At 72.4% G+C, this 20,358-nt stretch carries 18 protein-coding genes; 7 read left to right on the forward strand and 11 right to left on the reverse strand.

The annotated features are described in order from the left end of the window. Positions 1 to 173 precede the first annotated feature (173 nt). From AB0J04_RS36300 to AB0J04_RS36320, 5 genes are all read right to left on the reverse strand, one after another. The gene (locus AB0J04_RS36300) at positions 174 to 785 is read right to left on the reverse strand and encodes a VTT domain-containing protein (RefSeq protein WP_363172869.1); all 612 of its coding nucleotides are present in this window, start codon (positions 783 to 785) and stop codon (positions 174 to 176) included. Between the two features lie 219 nt (positions 786 to 1,004). Next, positions 1,005 to 1,463 carry a DoxX family protein gene (locus AB0J04_RS36305; protein ID WP_363172870.1) on the reverse strand — a complete coding sequence of 153 codons (459 nt, stop codon included), beginning with the start codon at positions 1,461 to 1,463 and terminating at the stop codon, positions 1,005 to 1,007. A gap of 69 nt (positions 1,464 to 1,532) precedes the next feature. After that, positions 1,533 to 3,431 (reverse strand): FAD/NAD(P)-binding protein, encoded by a 1,899-nt coding sequence (locus tag AB0J04_RS36310; RefSeq protein WP_363172886.1) that lies wholly within the window; start codon positions 3,429 to 3,431, stop codon positions 1,533 to 1,535. 200 nt (positions 3,432 to 3,631) lie between these two features. Next, positions 3,632 to 5,281: an alkaline phosphatase D family protein gene (locus AB0J04_RS36315; protein ID WP_363172887.1), complete on the reverse strand. Its 1,650-nt coding sequence runs from the start codon at positions 5,279 to 5,281 to the stop codon at positions 3,632 to 3,634. Between the two features lie 98 nt (positions 5,282 to 5,379). Continuing rightward, positions 5,380 to 6,024 (reverse strand): HNH endonuclease family protein, encoded by a 645-nt coding sequence (locus AB0J04_RS36320; RefSeq protein WP_363172871.1) that lies wholly within the window; start codon positions 6,022 to 6,024, stop codon positions 5,380 to 5,382. 384 nt (positions 6,025 to 6,408) lie between these two features. Between AB0J04_RS36320 and AB0J04_RS36325 the strand changes: the two genes are divergently transcribed. Further along, positions 6,409 to 6,990, forward strand: coding sequence for a TMEM165/GDT1 family protein (locus AB0J04_RS36325; RefSeq protein WP_363172872.1), 582 nt, complete (start codon positions 6,409 to 6,411; stop codon positions 6,988 to 6,990). Between the two features lie 191 nt (positions 6,991 to 7,181). Beyond that, on the forward strand, positions 7,182 to 7,835 hold the full coding sequence (locus AB0J04_RS36330; RefSeq protein WP_363172873.1) for an HAD family hydrolase: 654 nt from the start codon (positions 7,182 to 7,184) through the stop codon (positions 7,833 to 7,835). Positions 7,836 to 7,998: 163 nt separating this feature from the next. Here the strand turns inward: AB0J04_RS36330 and AB0J04_RS36335 are convergent, their stop codons facing one another. Then, on the reverse strand, positions 7,999 to 9,099 hold the full coding sequence (locus AB0J04_RS36335; protein ID WP_363172874.1) for a peptidoglycan-binding domain-containing protein: 1,101 nt from the start codon (positions 9,097 to 9,099) through the stop codon (positions 7,999 to 8,001). A gap of 200 nt (positions 9,100 to 9,299) precedes the next feature. Between AB0J04_RS36335 and AB0J04_RS36340 the strand changes: the two genes are divergently transcribed. Next, the gene (locus AB0J04_RS36340; protein ID WP_363172875.1) at positions 9,300 to 11,345 is read left to right on the forward strand and encodes an MFS transporter; all 2,046 of its coding nucleotides are present in this window, start codon (positions 9,300 to 9,302) and stop codon (positions 11,343 to 11,345) included. Here the strand turns inward: AB0J04_RS36340 and AB0J04_RS36345 are convergent. Further along, positions 11,338 to 11,841: a GNAT family N-acetyltransferase gene (locus tag AB0J04_RS36345; RefSeq protein WP_363172876.1), complete on the reverse strand. Its 504-nt coding sequence runs from the start codon at positions 11,839 to 11,841 to the stop codon at positions 11,338 to 11,340. The two genes, AB0J04_RS36340 and AB0J04_RS36345, sit on opposite strands and share 8 nt — an antisense overlap. 167 nt (positions 11,842 to 12,008) lie before the next feature. Here AB0J04_RS36345 and AB0J04_RS36350 point away from each other — a divergent pair, with 167 nt between their 5' ends. Both AB0J04_RS36350 and AB0J04_RS36355 read left to right on the forward strand, forming a co-directional pair. After that, positions 12,009 to 12,710: a hypothetical protein gene (locus AB0J04_RS36350; RefSeq protein ID WP_363172877.1), complete on the forward strand. Its 702-nt coding sequence runs from the start codon at positions 12,009 to 12,011 to the stop codon at positions 12,708 to 12,710. A gap of 5 nt (positions 12,711 to 12,715) precedes the next feature. After that, positions 12,716 to 13,186, forward strand: a complete 471-nt coding sequence (locus AB0J04_RS36355) for a hypothetical protein (protein ID WP_363172878.1) — start codon at positions 12,716 to 12,718, stop codon at positions 13,184 to 13,186. On the opposite strand, the gene AB0J04_RS36360 is transcribed toward AB0J04_RS36355, so the two are convergent. Next, positions 13,175 to 13,630 carry a DUF1992 domain-containing protein gene (locus tag AB0J04_RS36360; protein ID WP_363172879.1) on the reverse strand — a complete coding sequence of 152 codons (456 nt, stop codon included), beginning with the start codon at positions 13,628 to 13,630 and terminating at the stop codon, positions 13,175 to 13,177. The genes AB0J04_RS36355 and AB0J04_RS36360 overlap by 12 nt on opposite strands. Before the next feature lie 117 nt (positions 13,631 to 13,747). Here AB0J04_RS36360 and AB0J04_RS36365 point away from each other — a divergent pair, with 117 nt between their 5' ends. Further along, on the forward strand, positions 13,748 to 14,140 hold the full coding sequence (locus AB0J04_RS36365; protein WP_363172880.1) for a hypothetical protein: 393 nt from the start codon (positions 13,748 to 13,750) through the stop codon (positions 14,138 to 14,140). Positions 14,141 to 14,220: 80 nt separating this feature from the next. Here the strand turns inward: AB0J04_RS36365 and AB0J04_RS36370 are convergent, their stop codons facing one another. Next, positions 14,221 to 14,892 (reverse strand): O-methyltransferase, encoded by a 672-nt coding sequence (locus AB0J04_RS36370; protein ID WP_363172881.1) that lies wholly within the window; start codon positions 14,890 to 14,892, stop codon positions 14,221 to 14,223. Between the two features lie 87 nt (positions 14,893 to 14,979). Then, complete coding sequence (locus AB0J04_RS36375) at positions 14,980 to 16,602, reverse strand: DUF2330 domain-containing protein (RefSeq protein ID WP_363172882.1); 1,623 nt, start codon at positions 16,600 to 16,602, stop codon at positions 14,980 to 14,982. A gap of 277 nt (positions 16,603 to 16,879) precedes the next feature. Here AB0J04_RS36375 and AB0J04_RS36380 point away from each other — a divergent pair, with 277 nt between their 5' ends. Continuing rightward, a complete protein-coding gene (locus tag AB0J04_RS36380; protein ID WP_363172883.1) occupies positions 16,880 to 18,940 on the forward strand; it encodes a bifunctional glycosyltransferase 87/phosphatase PAP2 family protein in 2,061 nt (686 codons plus the stop codon). Positions 18,941 to 18,967: 27 nt separating this feature from the next. Here AB0J04_RS36380 and AB0J04_RS36385 read toward each other — a convergent pair whose 3' ends face one another. Then, positions 18,968 to 20,131 (reverse strand): acyltransferase, encoded by a 1,164-nt coding sequence (locus tag AB0J04_RS36385; RefSeq protein WP_363172884.1) that lies wholly within the window; start codon positions 20,129 to 20,131, stop codon positions 18,968 to 18,970. Positions 20,132 to 20,358 lie beyond the last annotated feature (227 nt).

Genomic DNA, 20,358 nt, shown 5'->3' on the forward strand with positions numbered 1-20,358 from the left:
GTAGCTCCGCTACGAGGACTCTCGCCCGGCACACCGAGAGCACGCACCGAACGCCGCTCCTTCTCCCACGGAGATCCATCAGAAGCCCCCTAGCCCGTAGCCGTAGCCGTAGCCGTAGCCGTAGCCGAAACCGACCGCGCCCCGGCCCGGGCTCGGACCCGGGTCCGGGCCCGCTACGCAGGCTGCCTGCGCATCACGTAGCCCGCGCCCGCCCCCGCGCCGACCAGGGCGAGCACCGACACGCCCGTCGCCAGCCAGGTCGTGCCGAGCCAGTGGGCGCCGAAGTAGCCGAGGGCGGCGCTGTAGGCGGCCCAGGACAGGCCGGCCAGTGCGGACCAGGGGAGGAAGTCGCGGGGGCGCCGGTGGGCCGTGCCCGCGAGGAGGGAGACGACGGAGCGGCCGGCCGGGGCGAAGCGGGCCAGCACGACCAGCGCGCCGCCGCCGCGGGCCAGGGCGTCGCCGAGACGTTCCTGCGCGGTGGTCAGCCGGCGGGAGCGGGCGATCGCGCGGTCCAGGCGCTCACCGCCGCGCCAGGCCAGCCGGTAGGCCACCAGGTCGCCCAGCACCGAGGCGGTCGTCGCGGAGAGGATCAGGACCATGATGTCCGGGACGTCGTGCGGGACCTGACCGGCCACCGCGCCCGAGCCCGCCGCCGCGGCCGTCGCCGCCGTGATGACGAGCACCCCGCTGGGCAGTACCGGCAGGAACACGTCGAGGAGGACCGACAGGCCCACCACCGCGTAGATCCAGGGGCTGCCGAGCAACGCCCCCACACTCTCGAACACCGCAGACTCCCCGTGTCTCCCCCGTGGCGACCCGACCGTGCCGCTGTGTCGCGGGGGAGCGGCAGGTGCGGCCAATGACAGCCATACAGCGTACGCCTGGGGTGTGACAGCAGATTCACGGGGGGGCTCGTGTGTTCGGCACAGCTCGTTCACCCGGGCGGTGATCCACACCGTGGCGCGCGGTGGTCGTCGCGCACCACGGTGTGGATCGGGCGTCGGTCAGGCGCTGACCGTGGCCTTTTGCGCCGCGGGCTGCCGCTCCGGCGTCGTGCGACGGCCCGAGAACATGCGGTCCAGGCCGAGCGCGCCGGAACCGGTGAAGATCAGCAGCAGGAAGGCCCAGCAGAACATCGCGGAGGCCTCGCCGCCGTTCTCCATCGGGAACAGGGCGCTGGGCTGGTGCACGTCGAAGTAGGCGTACGCCATGGAGCCCGAGGCGAGGAACGCGGCGGCCCGGGTGCCCAGGCCCAGCAGCACCAGGCTGCCGCAGACGAGCTGGATCACGGCCGCGTACCAACCGGGCCAGGCGCCGGCGTCGAGCGTGCCGCCCTCGGCGCCCGCGGCGCCGCCGAGGACGCCGAAGAGGGAGGCCGCGCCGTGGCAGGCGAAGAGCAGGCCTACGACGATGCGGAAGAGGCCGACCGCGTAGGGCTGTGCGGTGTTGAGGCGAGCGGACATGGTGGGGGTGCTCCTTCGGGGTCGTCGGTGGGGCGGCGGTACCGAATGAGCGACACACGTTAGGCGGGCCTAATTGATGCTTGCAAGTTCAACTTTTGGCCATGGCTCGGATTCCGTTTTCGCCCCGGTCCCCCGGACCGCCGCACGCAGGGCGGCTCGCGCCACCGCGTCCGCATCCGAGAGGGTGACCGAATCCACCCCCGGGCGGGCGCCCGCCGCGGTGACCCAGTGCACGCCCTCCGTGGGCACTCCGAAGGCGAACCGCCGTGCGTGCGACCGGCCCTGACGATCGATCAGATGGTAGGGGCGCCGCGTTACGTCCAGCCCCCCGGTCACGTAACCGTCCACCGTGTGCGGACGGCACTGCCCGGTCTTCAGCAGCCGGGCCAGCAGGCCGTCGGCGGTGCGGCGGACGTCCGGTTCCGGGAGCCGCGCCTCGACGAGCGTCGTGACCCGGACCGCCGATCCCGGCACCTCCGGCGAGCGCGCCAGCCAGGCTCCGTCCTCCTCGCGCACCTCCAGCCGGGGGCCGAGCACCTCCACCACCCCCGCCGCCACCAGGGCCGTCAGCTCCTCGATGCGGCGGCGCGGCGGGCCGATGGACAGGAAGGCGTTGAGCGGGGTGTACCAGCGGTCCAGATGGTCGCGGCGGGACGGGCCGGCCAGACCGGCGTGGTCGACGATCAGCCGCAGCTCGTTGCGCAGGTCGCGCAACACGTCCAGGGCCGCCTTCGACGGTCCCTCCACATTGCCCCGGGCGGCGTCCTCGGCGTCCCTGCGCAGATACGCCAGCAGCCAGTCCCGCCACTGCCCCGGATCCGCGAACCGCCGTTCCGTATACGGCCGGGAGATCCGGTCCCAGCTCCAGCGGTCCGCTTCCGGCACCCCGAACTCGTCCAGGATCAGGGCCTCTCGGGGGTCGCGGTGCGGGACGGCGAGGAAGCGGTCGGCGAGTCCGGGGCGGTCCGTCAGGGCCGTGCAGGCCGTGTAGTAGACCGTCTCGACCTCCTTCGCCACCAACGGCCATATCTCGGCCAGGAAGTCGGGCGCCTCGCCGGAGTCCGCGCGCTTGCGGAAGCCCGCGATCACCTCCGGCGTCAGGACCAGCGGGGTGTGACGGCCGTACGGCCCCTTGGCGTTGTCGCCGCGCGCCTGGTACGGGACACCGCGCCGGGAACCGGCGTACAGCCGGGGCTCCTGACCGGAGGGCAGGTAGCGCAGCCCGCCGCCCTCGGGGACGAAGCGGCCGCCGCGGCCGGTGGTCAGCAGGGCCATGTGGTCGAAGAAGTTCAGGCCCAGTCCGCGCAGCAGCACCGGTTCGCCCGGGGCGAGGGCGCGGAGGTCGACGTCGGCCGGGTTGGCGGGCGGGACATGGCGCAGGCCGTGTCGTTCGGCGTAGGCGGTGTGGCGCTGCTGGCCGCTGTCGGCGGCCACCGGCAGATGCCCCTGGGCGAGGACGACGGCGGAGAGGCCGAGCAGGACGCGGCCGTCGTCCAGGGTGAGGACCTGGCGGCCGTCGGCGGCGTCGTCGAGCCGGAGCGCGCGGGCCGAGTGCGTCACGACGCGGACCGACGGCGGGGCCTGGCGCACGGTCCGCGCGAACACCCACTCCAGGTAACGGCCGTAGTGCGCGCGGGTCGGGTACTCGTCCGGGCCCAGCTCGCCGCCCGCCCACGCGTGCAGGCTCGGGCCGGGCCGGATCGGGCCCGCGCAGTCCACGCTGTCGTCGGTGAACAGGGTCACCTGCGAGGCCACGGTGTTCATCAGCAGCTCCCGCGACTGCGCGGTGCGCCAGACGCGGCCCGGCCCCGGCGGGTCGGGATCGACGACGTGGACCGTCACGCGCGCCCCGGGCGGGAGGAGTTCGGGTGCGGAGGCGCAGAGGCGTTCCAGGACGCTGGTGCCGCGCGGCCCGGCGCCGACGAGGGCGACGGCGACGCAGACGTCGAGGGCGGCGGGGTCGGCCAGGTGTTCCGCGTGTGCTGCGGGTTCCGCGTTCGCTGAGGGCAAGGGGGTGACTCCCGGGCGGGTGGGGCGCGATGGAGCAGCCCGTCCACGAGGCCGTGCGAGGCCGTGAGGGAAGCGGACGGACTGCCTCATCATGCCGTCGGCTTTCCCGGAAGCCAACGCGGGCCCCACCTGCCCCAGTTGTCCCGACCGTCCCGTATTCAGGGGGTGAGGTCGGACTCCTGGACGGTGGCCAGCACGCCGTCACCCCGCGCCTGCTCCAGCCGCAGCCGGGCCGAACGCCCGCGCAGGGTCAGCGACATGAGCTGGTTGCCGAACCACGGGCCGCCCGTCTTCCGCCAGTCGACCGGCGGCCGCGGACAGCGGCCGTGCCGGGCGAACCGACGGCCGAGCGCCCGGGCCGCGGCACTCCAGCCGAAGCGGAAGCCCACCTTTATCGACAGCGGTATGGCGTTGTGGACGGGGGAGCAGGTGAGTTGCAGCACCCGCGCGTCGGGACCGGTGCCGTCGGGCCAGCGGGGCTCGGCCACGTACGCGTGGTGCACGTCCCCGGACAGCACGAGCACGCTCGCCGGCGCCCCCGGGGCCGCCCCGCTGCCCACCTCGGCGATCAGCGCCGTCAGCGTGGCGAAGGACGTCGGGAAGGCCGCCCAGTGCTCCAGGTCCGCCGCCCGGCGCAGCTTCTCCCCGAACCGGGCCCAGCGCGGCCCGCGCTCGCCCCGGCACAGGGCCGCGTCCCACATCTCGGCGTCGTGCACCAGATGTGGCAGCAGCCAGGGCAGGGAGGTGCCGATCAGGAGATGGTCGTAGGAGCCGGGGCGGTCGAGGGCCTGTTCGCGCAGCCATGCCTCCTCGCCCGGGCCGAGCATCGAGCGCCCGCCCTCGTCGAGGACCCGTGCGGCCCGGGTGTCGACCATCAGCAGCCGTACCCGCCCGAAGTCGCGCCGGTAGCTCCACCGCACGGACGCCGGGTCCGCGTCGGCCCGGCAGGCGAAGGCGCGCAGCACGTCGGTGCCGTCGGGGGTGTCGCGGACGGCGGCGTAGAGCGGGTCGGCGGCCAGCTCGGCCGGGGCGAGGTTGCCGAGGTGCTGGTGCACCCAGTACGACATCAGGCCGCTCAGGATCCGCTCGCGCCACCAGGGCGTGGCCCGAATGTCGGCCAGCCAGGCGGCGGAGGTGTTCCAGTCGTCGACGACGTCATGGTCGTCGAAGACCATGCAGCTGGGCACGGTGGACAGCAGCCAGCGCACCTCGGGGTCGAGCCAGGACTCGTAGTACAGCCACGTGTACTCCTCGAAGTCCGCGACCTCGGCGCCCGGCGGATCGGCGAGGCCGCGACGGGCGGCGATCCGCTCCCGGGTCCCGTCGGAGACCTCGTCGGCGTACACCTGGTCGCCCAACAGCAGCAGGACGTCGGGTCGTTCGGCGGTCGGGTCGGCGGCGAGGCGTGCGGCGAGGCTGTCCAGGGCGTCGGGGCCGACGGGGTCGCGGTCGTCGGCCGGGGGCGCGGCCCAGCGGCAGGAGCCGAAGGTCACGCGGACCTCGCCGTCGCCGTCGTCCGCACCGGCGGCCGGGGTGCGGATGACCGAGGGCGGGAAGGGGGAGTCGGGCAGCGGCCAGACGCGGGCGCCGTCGAGGAGGACCTCGTACGCGGTCGCCGTGCCCGCCGTCAGGCCGTCGACCTGGACCAGGGCGTAGTGATGGCCCGCCACCTGGAAGGTGCGGGCCGTGCCGGCGGCGCCGTCCGCGCAGCGCACCTCGGCGGCGCACGGACGGCTCGCCTCGACCCAGACGGTCGCGGACGAGCCGTCGGCGTACCTCAGCAGTGGTCCCAGCAGCAGTCCGGCCACGTGATCGCCCTCCTCCGTCGCCCCGTACGGTACGGAACGACGGAGGTCCACGGGGAGATCCCGACGGTCACGGATCGATCAGTGTCGGCCGCCGTCGATCAGCAGGCGGCGAGGTAGCTCGTCAGCGCGCTCTTCTCGGCGGAGTCGACGGAGAGGTCGTAGTAGTACTTCACCTGGACCCAGGCGCGGACGTAGGTGCAGCGGTACGAGGTGACCGACGGCATCCACTCGGCCGGGTCCTGGTCGCTCTTGGACTGGTTCACGTTGTCCGTGACGGCGATGAGCTGCGGGCGGGTCAGGTCGTTGGCGAAGTTCTGACGCTGGGTGGAGGTCCAGCTGTCGGCGCCGGAGTCCCAGGCCTCGGCCAGCGGGACCAGGTGGTCGATGTCGAGGTCGGAGGCGGCGGTCCAGGTCGCGCCGTCGTAGGGGGAGTACCAGGTGCCGCTGGTGGCGGCGCAGGCGGAGCTGGTGACGACGTTCGTACCGTCCCGCTTCAGGACCGTCTCACGGGTGTTGCAGGTGCCGGAGATGGTGATCCAGTGGTTGAAGAGGTCGCGGTCGTAGCCGGTGCGGTCCTCGGTCGCCACGGTGAGCGAGGCTAGGTAGGTGCGGGCGGTGGCGGCGCTGACCGGGGTGGGGAGGGCGGCGGAGGCGGTCGGGGAGTCGATGAGACCGACCGAGGCTATGAGACCGGTGAGGGCGGCGAGTATGCTCAGCCGTCCACGCGCGTAGAACTTCGACATGCGAACTCCATGGGGGAGGCGGGGTGTTGGAGCGCGAGCGTTGGAATGCTCGCGCTGCCGGGTTGCGGGGGGATGAGCGCTCGGTAAGAAGCTAATGACGCGTGCATGACACGACAAGGTTTATGGCGAAACGATCTCGTACAATGGGGAGCGCAGAAGGGGAGTAGCTCTTCGCCGGAATCGTCGACATACTGCTCAGCTCGTCTGAGCCGGCGCCCGGAGGCAGACCCGTCGTACGGGTCGGCCAGCGAGACCTTCGGCAAGCAGTGCATGCCCGTGCCCTTCGGCACGGGTGACTTGTGTGCTGCCGTGCCGAGGTGTCTTTGTGCGAAGCGGGTGAGGTACTGCACTCTCGGCGGGGCGGCCCCGACCGATTGAGGAACCTTGATCAGCATCACCGTCACGGCGCTCGTCTTCGGCGTCGTCTTCCTGGCCGAGCTGCCGGACAAGACCGCCCTCGCCGGCCTCGTCCTCGGCACCCGCTACCGCGCCTCCTACATCTTCGCCGGCGTCGCCGCCGCCTTCACGCTGCATGTCGTGCTCGCCGTCGCCGCGGGCAGCGTGCTCACGCTGCTGCCGCAGCGGCTCGTGCACGCGCTGACGGGCGTCCTGTTCCTGGGCGGCGCGGCGGTGCTGCTGCTGAAGAAGGACGAGAGCGACGAAGCGGTCCGGCGGCCCGAGAACCAGTCGTTCTGGAAGGTCTCGGGCGCGGGGTTCATGCTGATCCTCGTCGCCGAGTTCGGCGACCTCACCCAGATCATGACGGCCAACCTCGCCGCCCGCTACGACGACCCGCTCTCCGTCGGCCTCGGCGCGGTGCTGGCGCTGTGGGCGGTGGCCGGGCTGGGCATCGTCGGCGGAAAGGCCCTGATGAAGAGGGTGCCGCTGAAGCTGATCACTCAGATCGCGGCGCTGCTGATGCTGGCGCTGGGCGTGTGGAGCCTGTGGGAGTCGATCGCGGGCTGAGTCCGGCCCTGCGCGTGGGCCCGAGCGGGCCCGGGGGAGCTGAACGGCGGGTGAACGGTTTCCGGACCTTTCCCGGTGGGGTGGCGGTGAGGCCGGATTGTTTTGTACCGTGAGGAAACAAAGTGGCTCCCGCCCGTTTTCCCTGACCGGCGGGCGGGGCCGCCTTGTCCCTTCCTACCTGGAGCTGCCTGATGCCGGTCCTGACCGCCCGCGCCCTCCTGCTCGACATGGACGGCACCCTCGTGAACTCCGACGCGGTCGTCGAGCGGGTCTGGCGGCGCTGGGCCGACGCGCACGGGCTCGACGGGGACGAGGTCATGAAGGTCGTCCACGGCCGGCAGGGCTACGCCTCGATGGCCGTCCTGCTGCCCAGCCGGCCGATGCACGTGAACCTCGCGGACAACGCGCGGATGCTGGCGGAGGAGACCGCCGACCTGGACGGCGTGGTGCCGGTGCCCGGCGCGCCGGAGTTCCTCGCCGCCCTGCGCGGCGTCCCGCACGCACTGGTCACCTCGGCGGACGTCCCGCTGTCGACTGCCCGGATGGCCGCGGCGGGGCTGGACCTCCCGGATGTGCGCGTCACCGCGGAGTCCGTGGGCGCGAGCAAGCCGGACCCCGAGGGGTTCCTCAAGGGCGCGGCCGAGCTGGGGGTCGCCCCGGCGGAGTGCGTGGTCTTCGAGGACTCCGGGGCGGGCATCGAGGCCGGGCGCGCCGCCGGGATGCGGGTCGTGGGCGTCGGCCCACGGGCGGCGGCGCACGGACCGGACGCGGTGGTGCGGGATCTGCGGCAGGTACGGGTGGAGACGGTGGCGGACGGGGGCGGGGTGCGAATCCACGTGGGGTGAGGATCCACGTGGGGTGAGGATCCACGTGGGGTGAGGATCCACGTGGGGTGAGGATCCACGTGGGGTGAGGATCCACGTGGGGTGCGAATCCGCGTGGGGTGAGGATCCACGTGGGGTGCGGATCCACGTGGGGTCTGGCGCCGCCATCCCGAGGCCGGGCGCCCTACGGCTTCTTCGTCTCCGCTTCCAGCTTCTCCCGGGTCACCGGGCCGTACACGCCCAGTCCGTCCTCCGTCGTGCTGCGCGACCACTGGTAGTTGCGCAGGGCGCTCTCGACCTCGCTGCTGAACGTGCCGTCGGCCTCGCCGTTGTAGAGGAACAGCTCGGTCAGCCGCGACTGGAGTTCGCTCACCTCGGCGCCCGTGTCGCCGAGCCGCAGGACGACGCCGGGCGCGCCCTCCTCGTTGTCGTCCGGGCCGTTCTCGGGCCCCGAGGAGCTGGTGACGCGAGCGGTGGGTGTGGCCTGGACGGCGTCGGCCGACCGTGACGCCGAGGACGAGGCGCTCGCCTCCGACCTGGACGGCGCCGGGCTCTCGCTCTCGGACGGCGACGGTGAGGCGTCGGAGGCCGACGGAGACGCCGAGGCACTCGCCGACGGCGATCCGGACGTCGCGCTCGTCGAGGTGTCGGGCACGGCGGCCCGGACGTCCTTGGGGGCGGCCCCGTCGCGCGTCGGCGTCTCGTAGGAGAACAGTCCGCTCGCGAACCCGGCGGCGGCCAGGACGGCCACCACGGCGGCGGTCGTCGCGATCAGCAGGGTGCGGCGGCGGCGCGGGCTGCCCGGCTCCTCGTCGTCGGGGTGCGCGGTGTCGACGTCGTCCGCCTCGAACAGGCTCAGGTCGTCGGCGCTGGGTGCGAAGCTGGGCGGGGTCGGGAGAGCGGGGCCGGTGGGCGGCACGGCGCGCAGCGGCATGGTCGCGTCGGCCGGTGCCGTCGTCGCTGACGGGAACGTCGTCGTTGCCGGGACCGTCGGGATCGGCATGGTCACGTCGGCTGCGGACGAAGCCCCGGCCCCCGCCCCGGTCTCGGAGGTGTGCGCCCCCGGGGCGGCCGTGCCGTCGAGTTCCACGTACGGCCGTATGCGCAGCGGATCGAAGTCCTCCGCCGCGGCCGCCTCCGCCGAGCGCGTGTCGCGCAGGGTGTCGGCGGCGCGCTGGGCGCAGGCGCAGGACGGGGTGTTGTCGGGCGCGCGCAGTGCCCCGCACTCCGGGCACGGCAGCCCGTGCTGCGCGGGTCGCCCTTGCCGCCCCGTCGGATCGATCACGTGTTCGTCCTTCCCCATCCAAACTCCAGAGATTATGCAGATCCTCCACACAGTCGCCCGCGTGCGACCCCCGGAATGTCGGATTCCGCCAGGATCCCGAGGGATTACCCTCGGGCGCCGGCGGACTCGGGAGGCCATAACGGGTCACACCGATCACGATGAAGGGGTCACCAGAGCCACCAGAGCCGCAGGAGGCATCCATGGCCTTGGACGCGCACAGCAGGACCGCGGATCCACGTCAGGAACACGTGTCCGGAAACGTCCTCGTCTCGATCGGCGCCCTGCTGCTCGGCATGTTCCTCGCCGCCCTCGACCAGACGATCGTGTCGACCGCCCTGCCGACGATCGTCAGCGACCTCGGTGGTATGGAGCATCTGTCCTGGGTGGTCACCGCGTATCTGCTGGCGTCGACGGCCGCGACCCCGCTGTGGGGCAAACTGGGTGACCAGTACGGCCGCAAGAGGCTCTTCCAGATCGCGATCGTCATCTTCCTGATCGGTTCGGCGCTGTGCGGAATGGCGCAAAACATGCCGCAGTTGATCGGCTTCCGGGCGCTCCAGGGCCTGGGCGGCGGCGGGTTGATGGTGCTGTCGATGGCGATCGTCGGCGACATCGTCCCGCCGCGCGACCGCGGCCGCTACCAGGGCCTGTTCGGGGCGGTGTTCGGTGCCACGAGCGTCCTCGGCCCGCTGCTGGGCGGCCTGTTCACCGAGCACCTGAGCTGGCGCTGGGTCTTCTACGTCAACCTGCCCGTCGGCGTCGTCGCCCTCGCCGTCATCGCGACGGTGCTGCACATCCCGCGCAGGTCGACCAAGCGCGTCATCGACTACCTCGGCACCTTCCTCATCGCCGCGGTCGCCACCTGTCTGGTGCTGGTGGCCTCCCTCGGCGGCACCACCTGGGACCGGGGTTCCCCGCAGATCGTCGGCCTGGCGGTGCTCGGGGTGCTGCTCGCCGTCGCGTTCGTGGCCGCGGAGCGCCGGGCGGCCGAACCGGTCCTCCCGCTCAAGCTGTTCCGCATCCGCACCTTCACCCTCTCCGCCGTGATCAGCTTCATCGTCGGCTTCGCGATGTTCGGCGCGATGACGTACCTGCCGACCTTCCTCCAGGTGGTGCACGGCGTCTCGCCGACCATGTCCGGCGTGCACATGCTGCCGATGGTGGCGGGCATGCTGCTGTCGTCCACCGGCTCCGGGCAGATCGTCAGCCGCACCGGCCGCTGGAAGGTGTTCCCGATCGCGGGCACCGGCGTCACCGCCCTCGGCCTGCTGCTGCTCCACCAGCTCGACGAACACAGCTCCACGGGCGAGATGAGCACCTGCTTCTTCGTCTTCGGCCTCGGCCTGGGCCTGGTCATGCAGGTGCTGGTGCTGATCGTGCAGAACGCCGTCGGGTACGAGGATCTCGGCGTCGCCACCTCCGGCGCGACCTTCTTCCGCTCCATCGGGGCCTCCTTCGGCGTTGCCGTCTTCGGGACGGTCTTCGCCGGCCGCCTCGGCGACAAGCTCACGGACGCCTTCCGGGGCGTCCGACCGCCCTCCGGCTTCTCGGCCGGGAGCCTGGAGTCCGACCCGCGGGGCATCGCCGACCTGCCGTCCGACCTGCGCCCGCGCGTCCTGGACGCGTACGCCTCCGCCATCACCGACGTCTTCCTGTACGCCGCCCCCGTCGCGCTCCTCGGCTTCGTCCTGGCGTGGTTCCTCAAGGAGGACCCGCTGCGCGGCTCGGTCACCGCCCCCGACGTGACCGAGACCCTCGCCAGCAACCCGGTGGAGCGGTCCTCGTACGACGAGGTGTGCCGGGCGCTGTCGGTCCTCGGCACGCGCGAGGGCCGCCGCGAGATCTACCGGAAGATCACCGCACGCGCCGGCTACGACCTCCACCCGGCCGCGAGCTGGCTGCTGCTGCGGATCAAGCGGTACGGCAGCGTCGAGCCGTCGGTGCTGGCCGAACGCAGTACCGTCCCGCTGCCGGTGATCATGGACGCGGCCCGGCAGGTGGAGGAACGCCGGCTCGCCGTGCGCGAAGGGCTCGACATGGTGCTGACCGACGCGGGCCGCGAGGTCGCGGAACGGCTCGCCGAGACCCGCGAGGAGTCACTGGCCGAACTGCTCGGCGACTGGTGGGGACCCGACCGGCCCACCGACCTGGTCCAACTGGTCAGGGAACTGAACGGCGAGCTGTGCGGCTCGGAACGGGAACAGCCGCACGGCGGGCGGGTCGTGCCCGACCACCGGCTCACCTGAGGTCCTGGCCCAGCGCCCTGACGAACCAGTGGTCGGCATACGGGTCCGCGTTGTGCGGCTCGGTCTCCTGGTAGCCGAGCCGCGCGTACAGGGCGCGGGCCTCGACCAGGTCGCCCCGGGTGTCGAGGATCAACTGCCGGGCTCCCAGCGCCCTCGCGGCGTCCTCGGCGGCGCTCACGAGGAGCGCGGCGCCGCCCCTGCCGCGCAGCTCCTCGCGCACGAACACCCGGGTCAGCTCGGCGGTCGTCGCGTCCAGCAGCCGTACGCCCGCGGTGCCGGCCGGTTCGCCGTCGTACCGCCCCACGAGCAACTGCCCGCGGGGCGGGGCGAGTTCGGTGCCGGTACGGGCGGCGATCTCCCGCTCCAGCTCCTCCGGGTCGGTCCGGCGCCCCTCGTGCAGCAGGTAGTACCGGTCGCTGACCTCGGTGTAATACGCCCGCCACAGTGCGACGGCAGCGGGGGAGTCGACGGCTTCCGGGGCGATCGTCCAGGTCATCCGCTCATTCTGCGGAGACGGTGTGCGGGGCCCGCAACCGGATATGTGCGCCGCCCCGCTCGTCGACCCGGCCCTCGGCCCGCCCGTCGCACGCTGTTTGGCAGACGCTTTCCGGGCAACACGACTTGGGAACCGGCCCATGGGGCCGACCCATCGGAAGGCAAGGCATGTCCACAGGCGTGATCATCGCTCTGATCGTGATCGTGATCGTGGCGGTCCTGGCCGTCGTCGCCACCGTCCCGACCCTGCGCACCCGGGGCGGCGCGCACGGCGGGCGCGGCCTGAAGCACCGCTTCGGGCCCGAGTACGACCGGGCCGTGGCCCGCCACGACGGCGACGTCAACGCCGCCGAGAGAGAGCTCGACGCCCTCGTGCAGCGGCACGGCGGGCTGCGCGAGCGGCCGCTGGAGGCGGCGGACCGCGAGCGGTTCCAGGCCCGCTGGAGGGCCGCGCAGGAGCGGTTCGTCGACTCGCCCCGAGAGGCGGTCGCCGACGCGGACCACCTGCTCGCGGAGGTGGCCGGCGCCCGCGGCTTCCCGGACGGCGCCGAGCACGACGAGCAGCTCGCCGCGCTCTCCGTCCACCACGCGAACCATGTGCACGGCTACCGACGCGTCCACGGCGCCGCACACCCGCCCGGCAAGGGCGACGGCCGGGACAGCGGGGCGCCGGGCACGGAGGACATGCGGACGGCCATGGTCGAGGCCCGCGCGCTCTTCGACGAGCTGGTCGGTTCCGTTCCGGAGCAGTCCAAGCCCCAGCCCCAGCCCCAGCAGCAGGTGGAGGCCCAGACCCAGGCCCGGGATTCCTCCCGGGCCGGCCGCCGCCTGCCCTGGAACTTCCCCCGTCACCAGGCGAAGGAGAGCTGACCGCCATGCCGGACGTGAAACCGCCGACGACCCCCGCGCTTCGCAAGGACACGACCACGACCACGGCCCCCGTCGACCATGGGGAGCCCCTCCTGCCGGACGACGAAGGCAAGCGGATCGCCTTGCGGATGCGGCACGCGGTCGTCGGGTTCGTCGACGGGCCCCGGGACGCCGTGGCGGAGGCCGATCAGGCGCTGGAGGAACTGGCCGCACGCCTCACCGAAGCCATGGACCGCCGCCGCCGCACCCTGCGCAGGTCCTGGCAGCCGGCGGACGCCGCCGAGTACCGGCCGACGACGGCCGACACGACGACGGTCGACACGGCGACCGCCGACACGACGACGGTCGACACGACGACGGCCGACACGGCGACGGCCGACACGACGACGGCCGACACGGCGACGGTCGACACCGAGCAACTCCGGCTGACCCTGCGCGACTACCGCGAACTCACGGAGCGGCTGCTACGCCTCTGACTGTCCGGCCGTCGCCCCGCCTGTCGCCCCGCGCTCCCGCCGCCGCTCCTGGCGCTCCCGCCACTCCCGTACGACCGCCTCGACGTCGTACGGCTTCATGCCCAGTGGGGGCCCGGGCGGCGGCTTGAACATCATGTCGCGGAGTTTGACGTTGACCTCTGTGATGATCTTCCGGACGATGCGTTCCGAAGGCGCCTCGTACGCTGCCGCGAGCGCGTCCTCCGCCTCCTTGCGCAGGGCGAGCGTCGGCGGCAGCACGGAGAGGCCCTCACGGGCCATCTTGCGCTTGATCCACCAGAGTTCGTCATACGAGGTGTCCGTGATCTCCGGCAACGGCTGGCCCACACCAGGGAGTTGGGCGAACTCGCCGCGCTGCTCCGCATCACGGATCTGCTTGTCGACCCAGGACTCGAAAGGGACACCCGGTGGCTTTCGCTCGGTCATGCGTCCATTGTGCCGGACGCGGTGGGCCCGGGCGATTTATCATGCGGCCGCTGTACAAGCACACTTAGGACCCAGGACGCCGACAGGCATGTCAAAGACACCTCAAGGGGAGCGCACGTGCTCGAACTGACCATGGCCACCGTCTCCGGCACGGAAGAGGGCGCCACGGCCGGCATGCTGATGGCCGACTCGCCCAGCGATCCGGGTGCCGTGCTGCGGGTGGGCCGGGACAAGTCCGTGTGTCGCCTCGCGACCCCCGACGACTGGCTGTTCGTCTCCCGGGTGCACCTGGAGTTCCTGTGCGGCCCCGAGGGCACCTGGCAGGTCTCGTGGCTGCGCGGCTCGCAGGACGAGCCGTCCTCCGAGGTCCGGCTGGTGAGCGGGCAGTACGCGCAGCCGCTCGCGTACGGCGGGAGCATGCCGCTGGCGCGCGGCGGCTCCGGCGAGATCATCGTTATCGACCGCACCGGGCCGCGCAGCGTCAACGTGGGCTTCTATCACGAGGCCTGAGGCCTGAAGTCCGAGGCCTGAAGTCCGAGGCCTGAAGTCCGAGGTCAGGGACCGAAGTCTGAGGCCTGGACACGTGGGGGCTACGCGAGGACGCGCGCCAGCGCGAAACCGTCGTAGCCCTTCGTCCCCACCGTCTGGATCGCCGTGCCGCTGAGCCTCGGGTGCGAGCCGATCAGTTCGATCGCGGCGCGGGTGCCGAGCACGTCACCCGTGTCGCTGTCCGCGTCGACGACCCGGCCGCCCCGTACGACGTTGTCGACGACGATCAGACTGCCCGCGCTCGTGAGCTTCAGCGCCCACTCCAGGTAGTGGGCGTTGTTCGCCTTGTCGGCGTCGATGAAGACGAGGTCGAACGGGGGCGGGTTCTCGTCGGCCAGCAGCGGCAGCGACTCCAGGGCCGCGCCGACCCGCACCTCGACCACCTTGTCCAGGCCCGCGCGGGCGATGTTGCGGGTGGCGACCTCCGCGTGCCGCGGGTTGTACTCCAGCGAGATCAGCCGGCCGTCGGCGGGAAGGGCGCGGGCCAGCCAGATCGTGCTGTAACCGCCGAGTGTGCCGATCTCCAGGATCGCCCGGGCGCCCTGGATCTCGGCGAGCAGCTGGAGCAGCTTGCCCTGGTTCGCCGAGACGCTGATCTGCGGCATCTCGGCGGCCTCGGTTTCGCGCAGCGCGGCCTCCGTCGCCTCGTCGTCCGGCGCGAGATGGTCGGTGAAGTAGGCGTCGACGGCGTCCCAGACCTGCGACTCGCTCATGCGCTCTGCCTCTCGTGTGCCTGACATGTCCGGCGGCATGTCTAGTTAGGAATGCTAACTACTCAGGCTGGTCTTCGGCAGCGGATTTCAGCCGTTCGGCGCAGGGGGCGCGAAACGCGGGCGAGGGGGCGTGCGGGGCCCCGGGGGAGTGGCGGGAGTGTCGGGAGTTGCAGGAGTCGCGGGAGTGCCGGGCACGGGAAGTTCCTGGGACGGCGGCGTGGACGGCATCGGAGGCACCGCGCGAGACGTGGGGCGAGACGTGGGGCGAGATGTGGAGCGAGCCATGGGGGGACGCAGGAACGGAGGGACGGAGGGAGGGACGAAGGGCGCGGGAGGAGCCGAGGGCATGGGAGGCGCGGGAGCAGAGGGAACAGGGGGAGCAGCGGGAAGCGCGGGAGGCGTCGGCGGCGCGGCGAACCCGGGGGGCGCAGCCGGCATGGCTGCCGTGGCCGGAGCCGGGGCTGTAGCCGGGGTCGGAGCTGCGGTCGGAGCCGTGGTGGGAGCCGGTGCCGGGATCGTGGGCGCGCCCGGAGCGGGGTTCGCAGCCGCCGGCTGGCATCCCACCGCATGCCGAGGCCCCGGCACGCTCGCCCGCCGGGCCCGCCCCCGGCGCACCCCGAGGACGACCGCGACCGTGTTCGCGGCGGCCAGTCCGCCGACGACCGTCAGCAGCCACACCGGAATCCCCGCCAGCGCGAGCAGCCGGTCCTCGTAGACGACCTGCCGGAACGCCGTGTCCGTCGCGGCCCGACGCAGCTCGTGGTCCCCGGAGATCTCCGTGGGCCGCGGGAACTCCTGGGCGACGGCCGTCAGGAACGGGGTGCCCTTCGCCAGTTCGGCCAGCGGCCCCGTCGTCGTGCCGAGCCGTCCCGCGAACGTCACCCGGGGCCGCTCGCCGCCGATCCGGGAGGCGGGTTCCATCCGGTGGGCGGCGAGGATGTAGAGGCCCAGCGACTGCGGGGTGGCCGCCAGCCGGGACAGCCGCATCGGGTAGACGAGGGTGTCGGCGGCGAAGGTGAGGCGCAGCGGGTCGAGCCGGCCGTTCAGCGCGGCGCCGGTGCTCTCGGGGGTCAGCCGGACCGCCACGTACTCCCAGCGCCGGTCGACGTACGGCTGGAGGGCGGTCTTCAGGGCTGCGGGGAAGACGAAGTCGTTGCTGCGCAGCCAGTCGTCCAGGTCGGCCGGGTCGGTGGCGGTGAGCCGGGCCACGTCGAACGGGCCGAGCCGCTGGCGTCCGACCACGCCGACGCCGCCCGCCCCCGCCCCGGGCGGCGGCGGGCCCACCCGGTCGTCGTCGCCTGTGGTCAGCGGCCAGTCGCCGTCCTGCGGCCAGAAGTGGTGGCGGGTCCGCTGCTCGGGCGCGGTGGCCCCGGTCAGCTGGTCGAAGAGCTCCGGGTCGCCGAGTTCGACCGTCGCGCGGTTCGGCACGGGCATGATCCAGGCGGCCCGGTCGGCATCGCCGTCGACGGTCAGGCTCATCACGAGCTGCTCCTGCTTGCCGTCCCAGCGCACGACGGAGGCCTCCCGGCCGACCGTCAGCCGCCTACCGTCGCCCGGGACCAGCGCACCGCAACCGCAGGCGTATGCCGGTGCGACGAGCGAACCGAGCTGGATCGCCAGCAGCACCAGGAGGACGGCGACGACCCGCCCCCGTAACCGCTCGCCCCGCGCCCGCAGCCTCCGTCGCCGTTCCCGCGGGAAACCGACCATGCTCCGTATCCCCTCCGTCACCCTCCACTGTGTATGTGGTGCCAAGGACGGTACGGCGCACGAGCCGATTCTGTTCGCGCCGTGATCCAAATCCCGCCCTTGCGGAGGCGACCGGTCCTCCGGACGACTATCGTCTTCCGGACAAAAGGAGGGCCTACCTCAGGTGAAGCGGGGGTGGCCTGCGTCTGTCTCCGGGGAGGCGCGAGCCTCGTAAAGTGCGCGTAGGAAATTTGCGCATGGGACGCGTGGCACGAACGGGGCGGGAGGCCTACGAGGCGTGGCGAAGGCGGAGCACAGCGGGCGTCCGGCGGAGGCCTTCGGGTCGACGGCGGTCGACACGGTGGTCGACACGGCTCGGGCGCGGCTGCGCCTGGCCCGCCTCGGCCTCTGGCTCATGGCGGCGGTCCTCGCCGTACGGCAGGTGGCCGTCGTCCTCGGCACCCCGCGCGGTGAGCGGCTGACGGACCTGGAGACCTGGGTCGGACCGGACGGCGTGCTGCACGTCAACGGTTCGCTCTACGACTCCACCCAGTTCACGGGGACCCCGTTCGGGGGGCTCGTCCTCAAGCCGCTGACCCGGGCGGCCGAACAGGCGCTCGGCTGGGGCTGGACCTTCGGCACCCTGCTGCTGGTCGCCGCCCTCGGCCTGGTCGTGGCCCGCGCCCTCCCACAGCCGATCAGCAGACGGACCGCGCTGCTCGCCGCGCCCGTCGCGACCAGCCTGCTGATGCTGTCGCTCCCGGTGCGCAACACGCTCTGGCTCGGCCAGACCAGCATCATCCCCGTCCTCCTCGTCCTGCTCGGCTGTTTCGTCGTACGGGACTGGCGGGCGGCCGGCGCCCTGATCGGCGTGGCGGCCGCCCTCCAGCCCACGGTCCTGCTCTTCGCCGCGCTGCTCTGGTTCACCGGCCGCCGCCGGGTCGCCGTCGCCACCGGCGGCACGTTCGCCGGGCTCACCCTGCTCGCGTGGGCGGCGATGCCGCACGACTCGTACACCTATTGGGTGCATCACATGGCGGGCGCCGGGCTCGGCGGCGAGGCGGACGGGCCGGCCAACCAGTCCCTGCACGGCGCCCTGCTGCGCCTCGGTCTCTCCGGCCCGACCGAGATCGGCCTGTTCCTGTCGCTGGGCGCGGCCGTCGCTGTCCTCGGGATCCGCCGGGCGGTCCGCTGCGCCCGCGACGGCCAGTTGCTGCTGGCGGTCGCCCTGACCGGCTGCGCGGCGATCGTCGTCTCGCCGACGACCTGGCAGCACCAGCTGCTGTGGGTCCTGCTGGCGGTGGTCGGGCGGGTCGGCAAGCGCGCCTCCGACCGCTACGTGTGGCCGGTGGCGGTGATCCTGGTGATGACCCTCCCGGTGAAGATGATGCTGCCGAACATGGCGGTCCTGTACCCCCTGCGCGACAACGCGGTGCTGCTGGCCGCGATCGCCGCGGCCACGTTCCTCCCGTTCCTGCCGCGGACGTCCCCCTATTACCGGACGCCGATACCGACGCAAGTCGCGCAGCCGGTCCCCACGCGCTGGAAGCGCGTACCTCTGCTCCCGTTCCTCAAGCGAGTCCTGACCCGCCCGAACCTCCTCCTGGAGCTCCTGCTGATCCGGGTCACGTACGCGGCGTACCAGCAGGTCAGGCTGGCGGCGACCGGCGGCTCGAACTCGGCGGGACGGGTCCGCGCGGAGGCCCACGGCCGGCAGATCCTCGACATCGAACGCTTCCTCCACATCGACATCGAGCACGCGGTCAACCACTGGGTGGTCGGCGTCGTCTGGCTCCGTGATTTCTTCGACTTCTACTACAAGTCCTTCCACTTCGTGGTCCCGCTGACGGTCCTGGGCCTCCTGTACTGGCGCCGCCCGGTCGACTACCGCTGGGCCCGCGCCTCCCTCGGCTTCGCGACCCTCCTCGCCCTGGTCGGCTTCTGGCTCTACCCGCTGGCCCCGCCACGGCTGATGCCTTCCCTCGGCATCATCGACACGGTCCACGGCGTCCAGGACTTCACCAAGCCGGACTACGGCACGCTGACGGCCCTCACCAACCAGTACGCGGCGATGCCGTCCCTGCACTTCGGCTGGTCGTTATGGTGCGGGCTGGTCATCGCGATCGTCGCCCCGAAGTGGATGAAGCCGCTGGGCCTCCTCCACCCCCTCTTCACGGTCTCGGCCATCGTCGCCACCGGCAACCACTGGATCCTGGACGCGGTGGGCGGCGCGGCGGTGGTGGCGGGCGGCTTCGGCCTGTCGTACCTGTTCATGGGGCCGAGGGCACGGGTGGTGACGGCGGCGGCGGAACGGGCCGTGCGGCCGGCGGTACCGGAGAAGAACCCGGCACCGAGCTGACCGGCCGTCCCCGCCGCGCCGTCGGTGTCAGGCCGGCGGACGGGTACGGGTACGGGTATGTACGGGGCTGGGGTCGGGGCTGGGGTGCGGCGGCGCAGGGGCTGCGGAGGAACGTCCGAAACGGCCCCGCAGCCGGCGCTCGGCGGGATGCTCCACGCACTGGTAGGCCAGGGCGGCGAGGGCGAGACTGACGGCCAGCACCCCGGCCCAGAACACGACCGTCTCGCCGCCCGGCGCGGGCTTGCCCCACTTGAACACGGCCGTCCGGATCACGATCTCGTGCAGGAGATACCAGGCGAACGACCAGTGCCCCAGCTTGATCATCCACGCCCCGCCGAGACCGGTACGCCTGCCGTCGAGGTCGGCGCGGGCCGCGGCGCAGATCAGTGCGGCGAAGAAGGGCGCGGAGAGCAACTGCGAGGCGGTGTAGGGGCTGTACCAGAGGCCGTCCGGCACCGCGTTCGACCACGGGATCAGGGCGAGATGCCAGCCGACGACGAGCCCGACGGCGACCGGCAGCGGCACGGGCGGCCGCCAGCCGCGCTTGAGCGCCAGCCCGGCCACCACCCCCAGCGCGAACTGGAGAAACCGGGTGAGCGGCAGATAGTCGAGCGCCCAGAGCCGGGTGGCGGGCGACACCCCGGACAGCGCGAGCCACAGCACGAGCGCCGCGCCGCTGACGGCGACCGCGGTCCACGCCCAGACCTTGGCGCTCCGTCTGGCGAGCACCGCCAGCAGCACCGGGAAGGTCAGATAGAACCAGGCCTCGTCACTGAGCGACCAGGCGGTGGGATTCCCTCCGATGAAGATGACCGGCTGCGGGAACCAGGCGTGCACGAGCAGCAGGGTCGCGACCACGGCCTTCAGCGAGACGGCGCGGTCCATGAGCGCCCACAGGGCGACGGACACCGCGACGCTGACCGCGAGCAGCGGCCAGATACGGGCGAACCGCCGCCACAGGAACACCCCGACGGGGACGCCGGCGCCGTCATAGGTCCAGGCGAGCACGACCCCCGACAACACGAAGAAGAACGTGACGCCGCTACGCCCGTACCAGACCCCGTCGCTGACGTAGGGAACAGTCCCGACCTGCCGGGACAGGTGATACAGAACGACCAGCAGAGCCGCCCAGAACCGCAGCCCGGTGAGCGAGGGCAACCGGTCGCGGCCGGGGGTCGGTATGGAGGTCAATGAGGGTCCTTGGTCGTGAGGGGCCCTGATTCGGGCGGGTGAACCAAAGGAGAGAGCGTACGTGGCACGCGAGAGTCCGCGCGCGTCGCCCTGCTCTCCCAGCTGTCACCGTCAACAGATCGCAACGGCGACAGACGCCGAATCCAAGCCATTTATCGCCGAAAATGTTTGTCGCATGTGAGACATCAAATGCACTGTTCGCGCCTTTAAAAATCCTTGACGCAGGG

Source organism: Streptomyces sp. NPDC050263 (assembly GCF_040655955.1).
Lineage (GTDB): Bacteria > Actinomycetota > Actinomycetes > Streptomycetales > Streptomycetaceae > Streptomyces.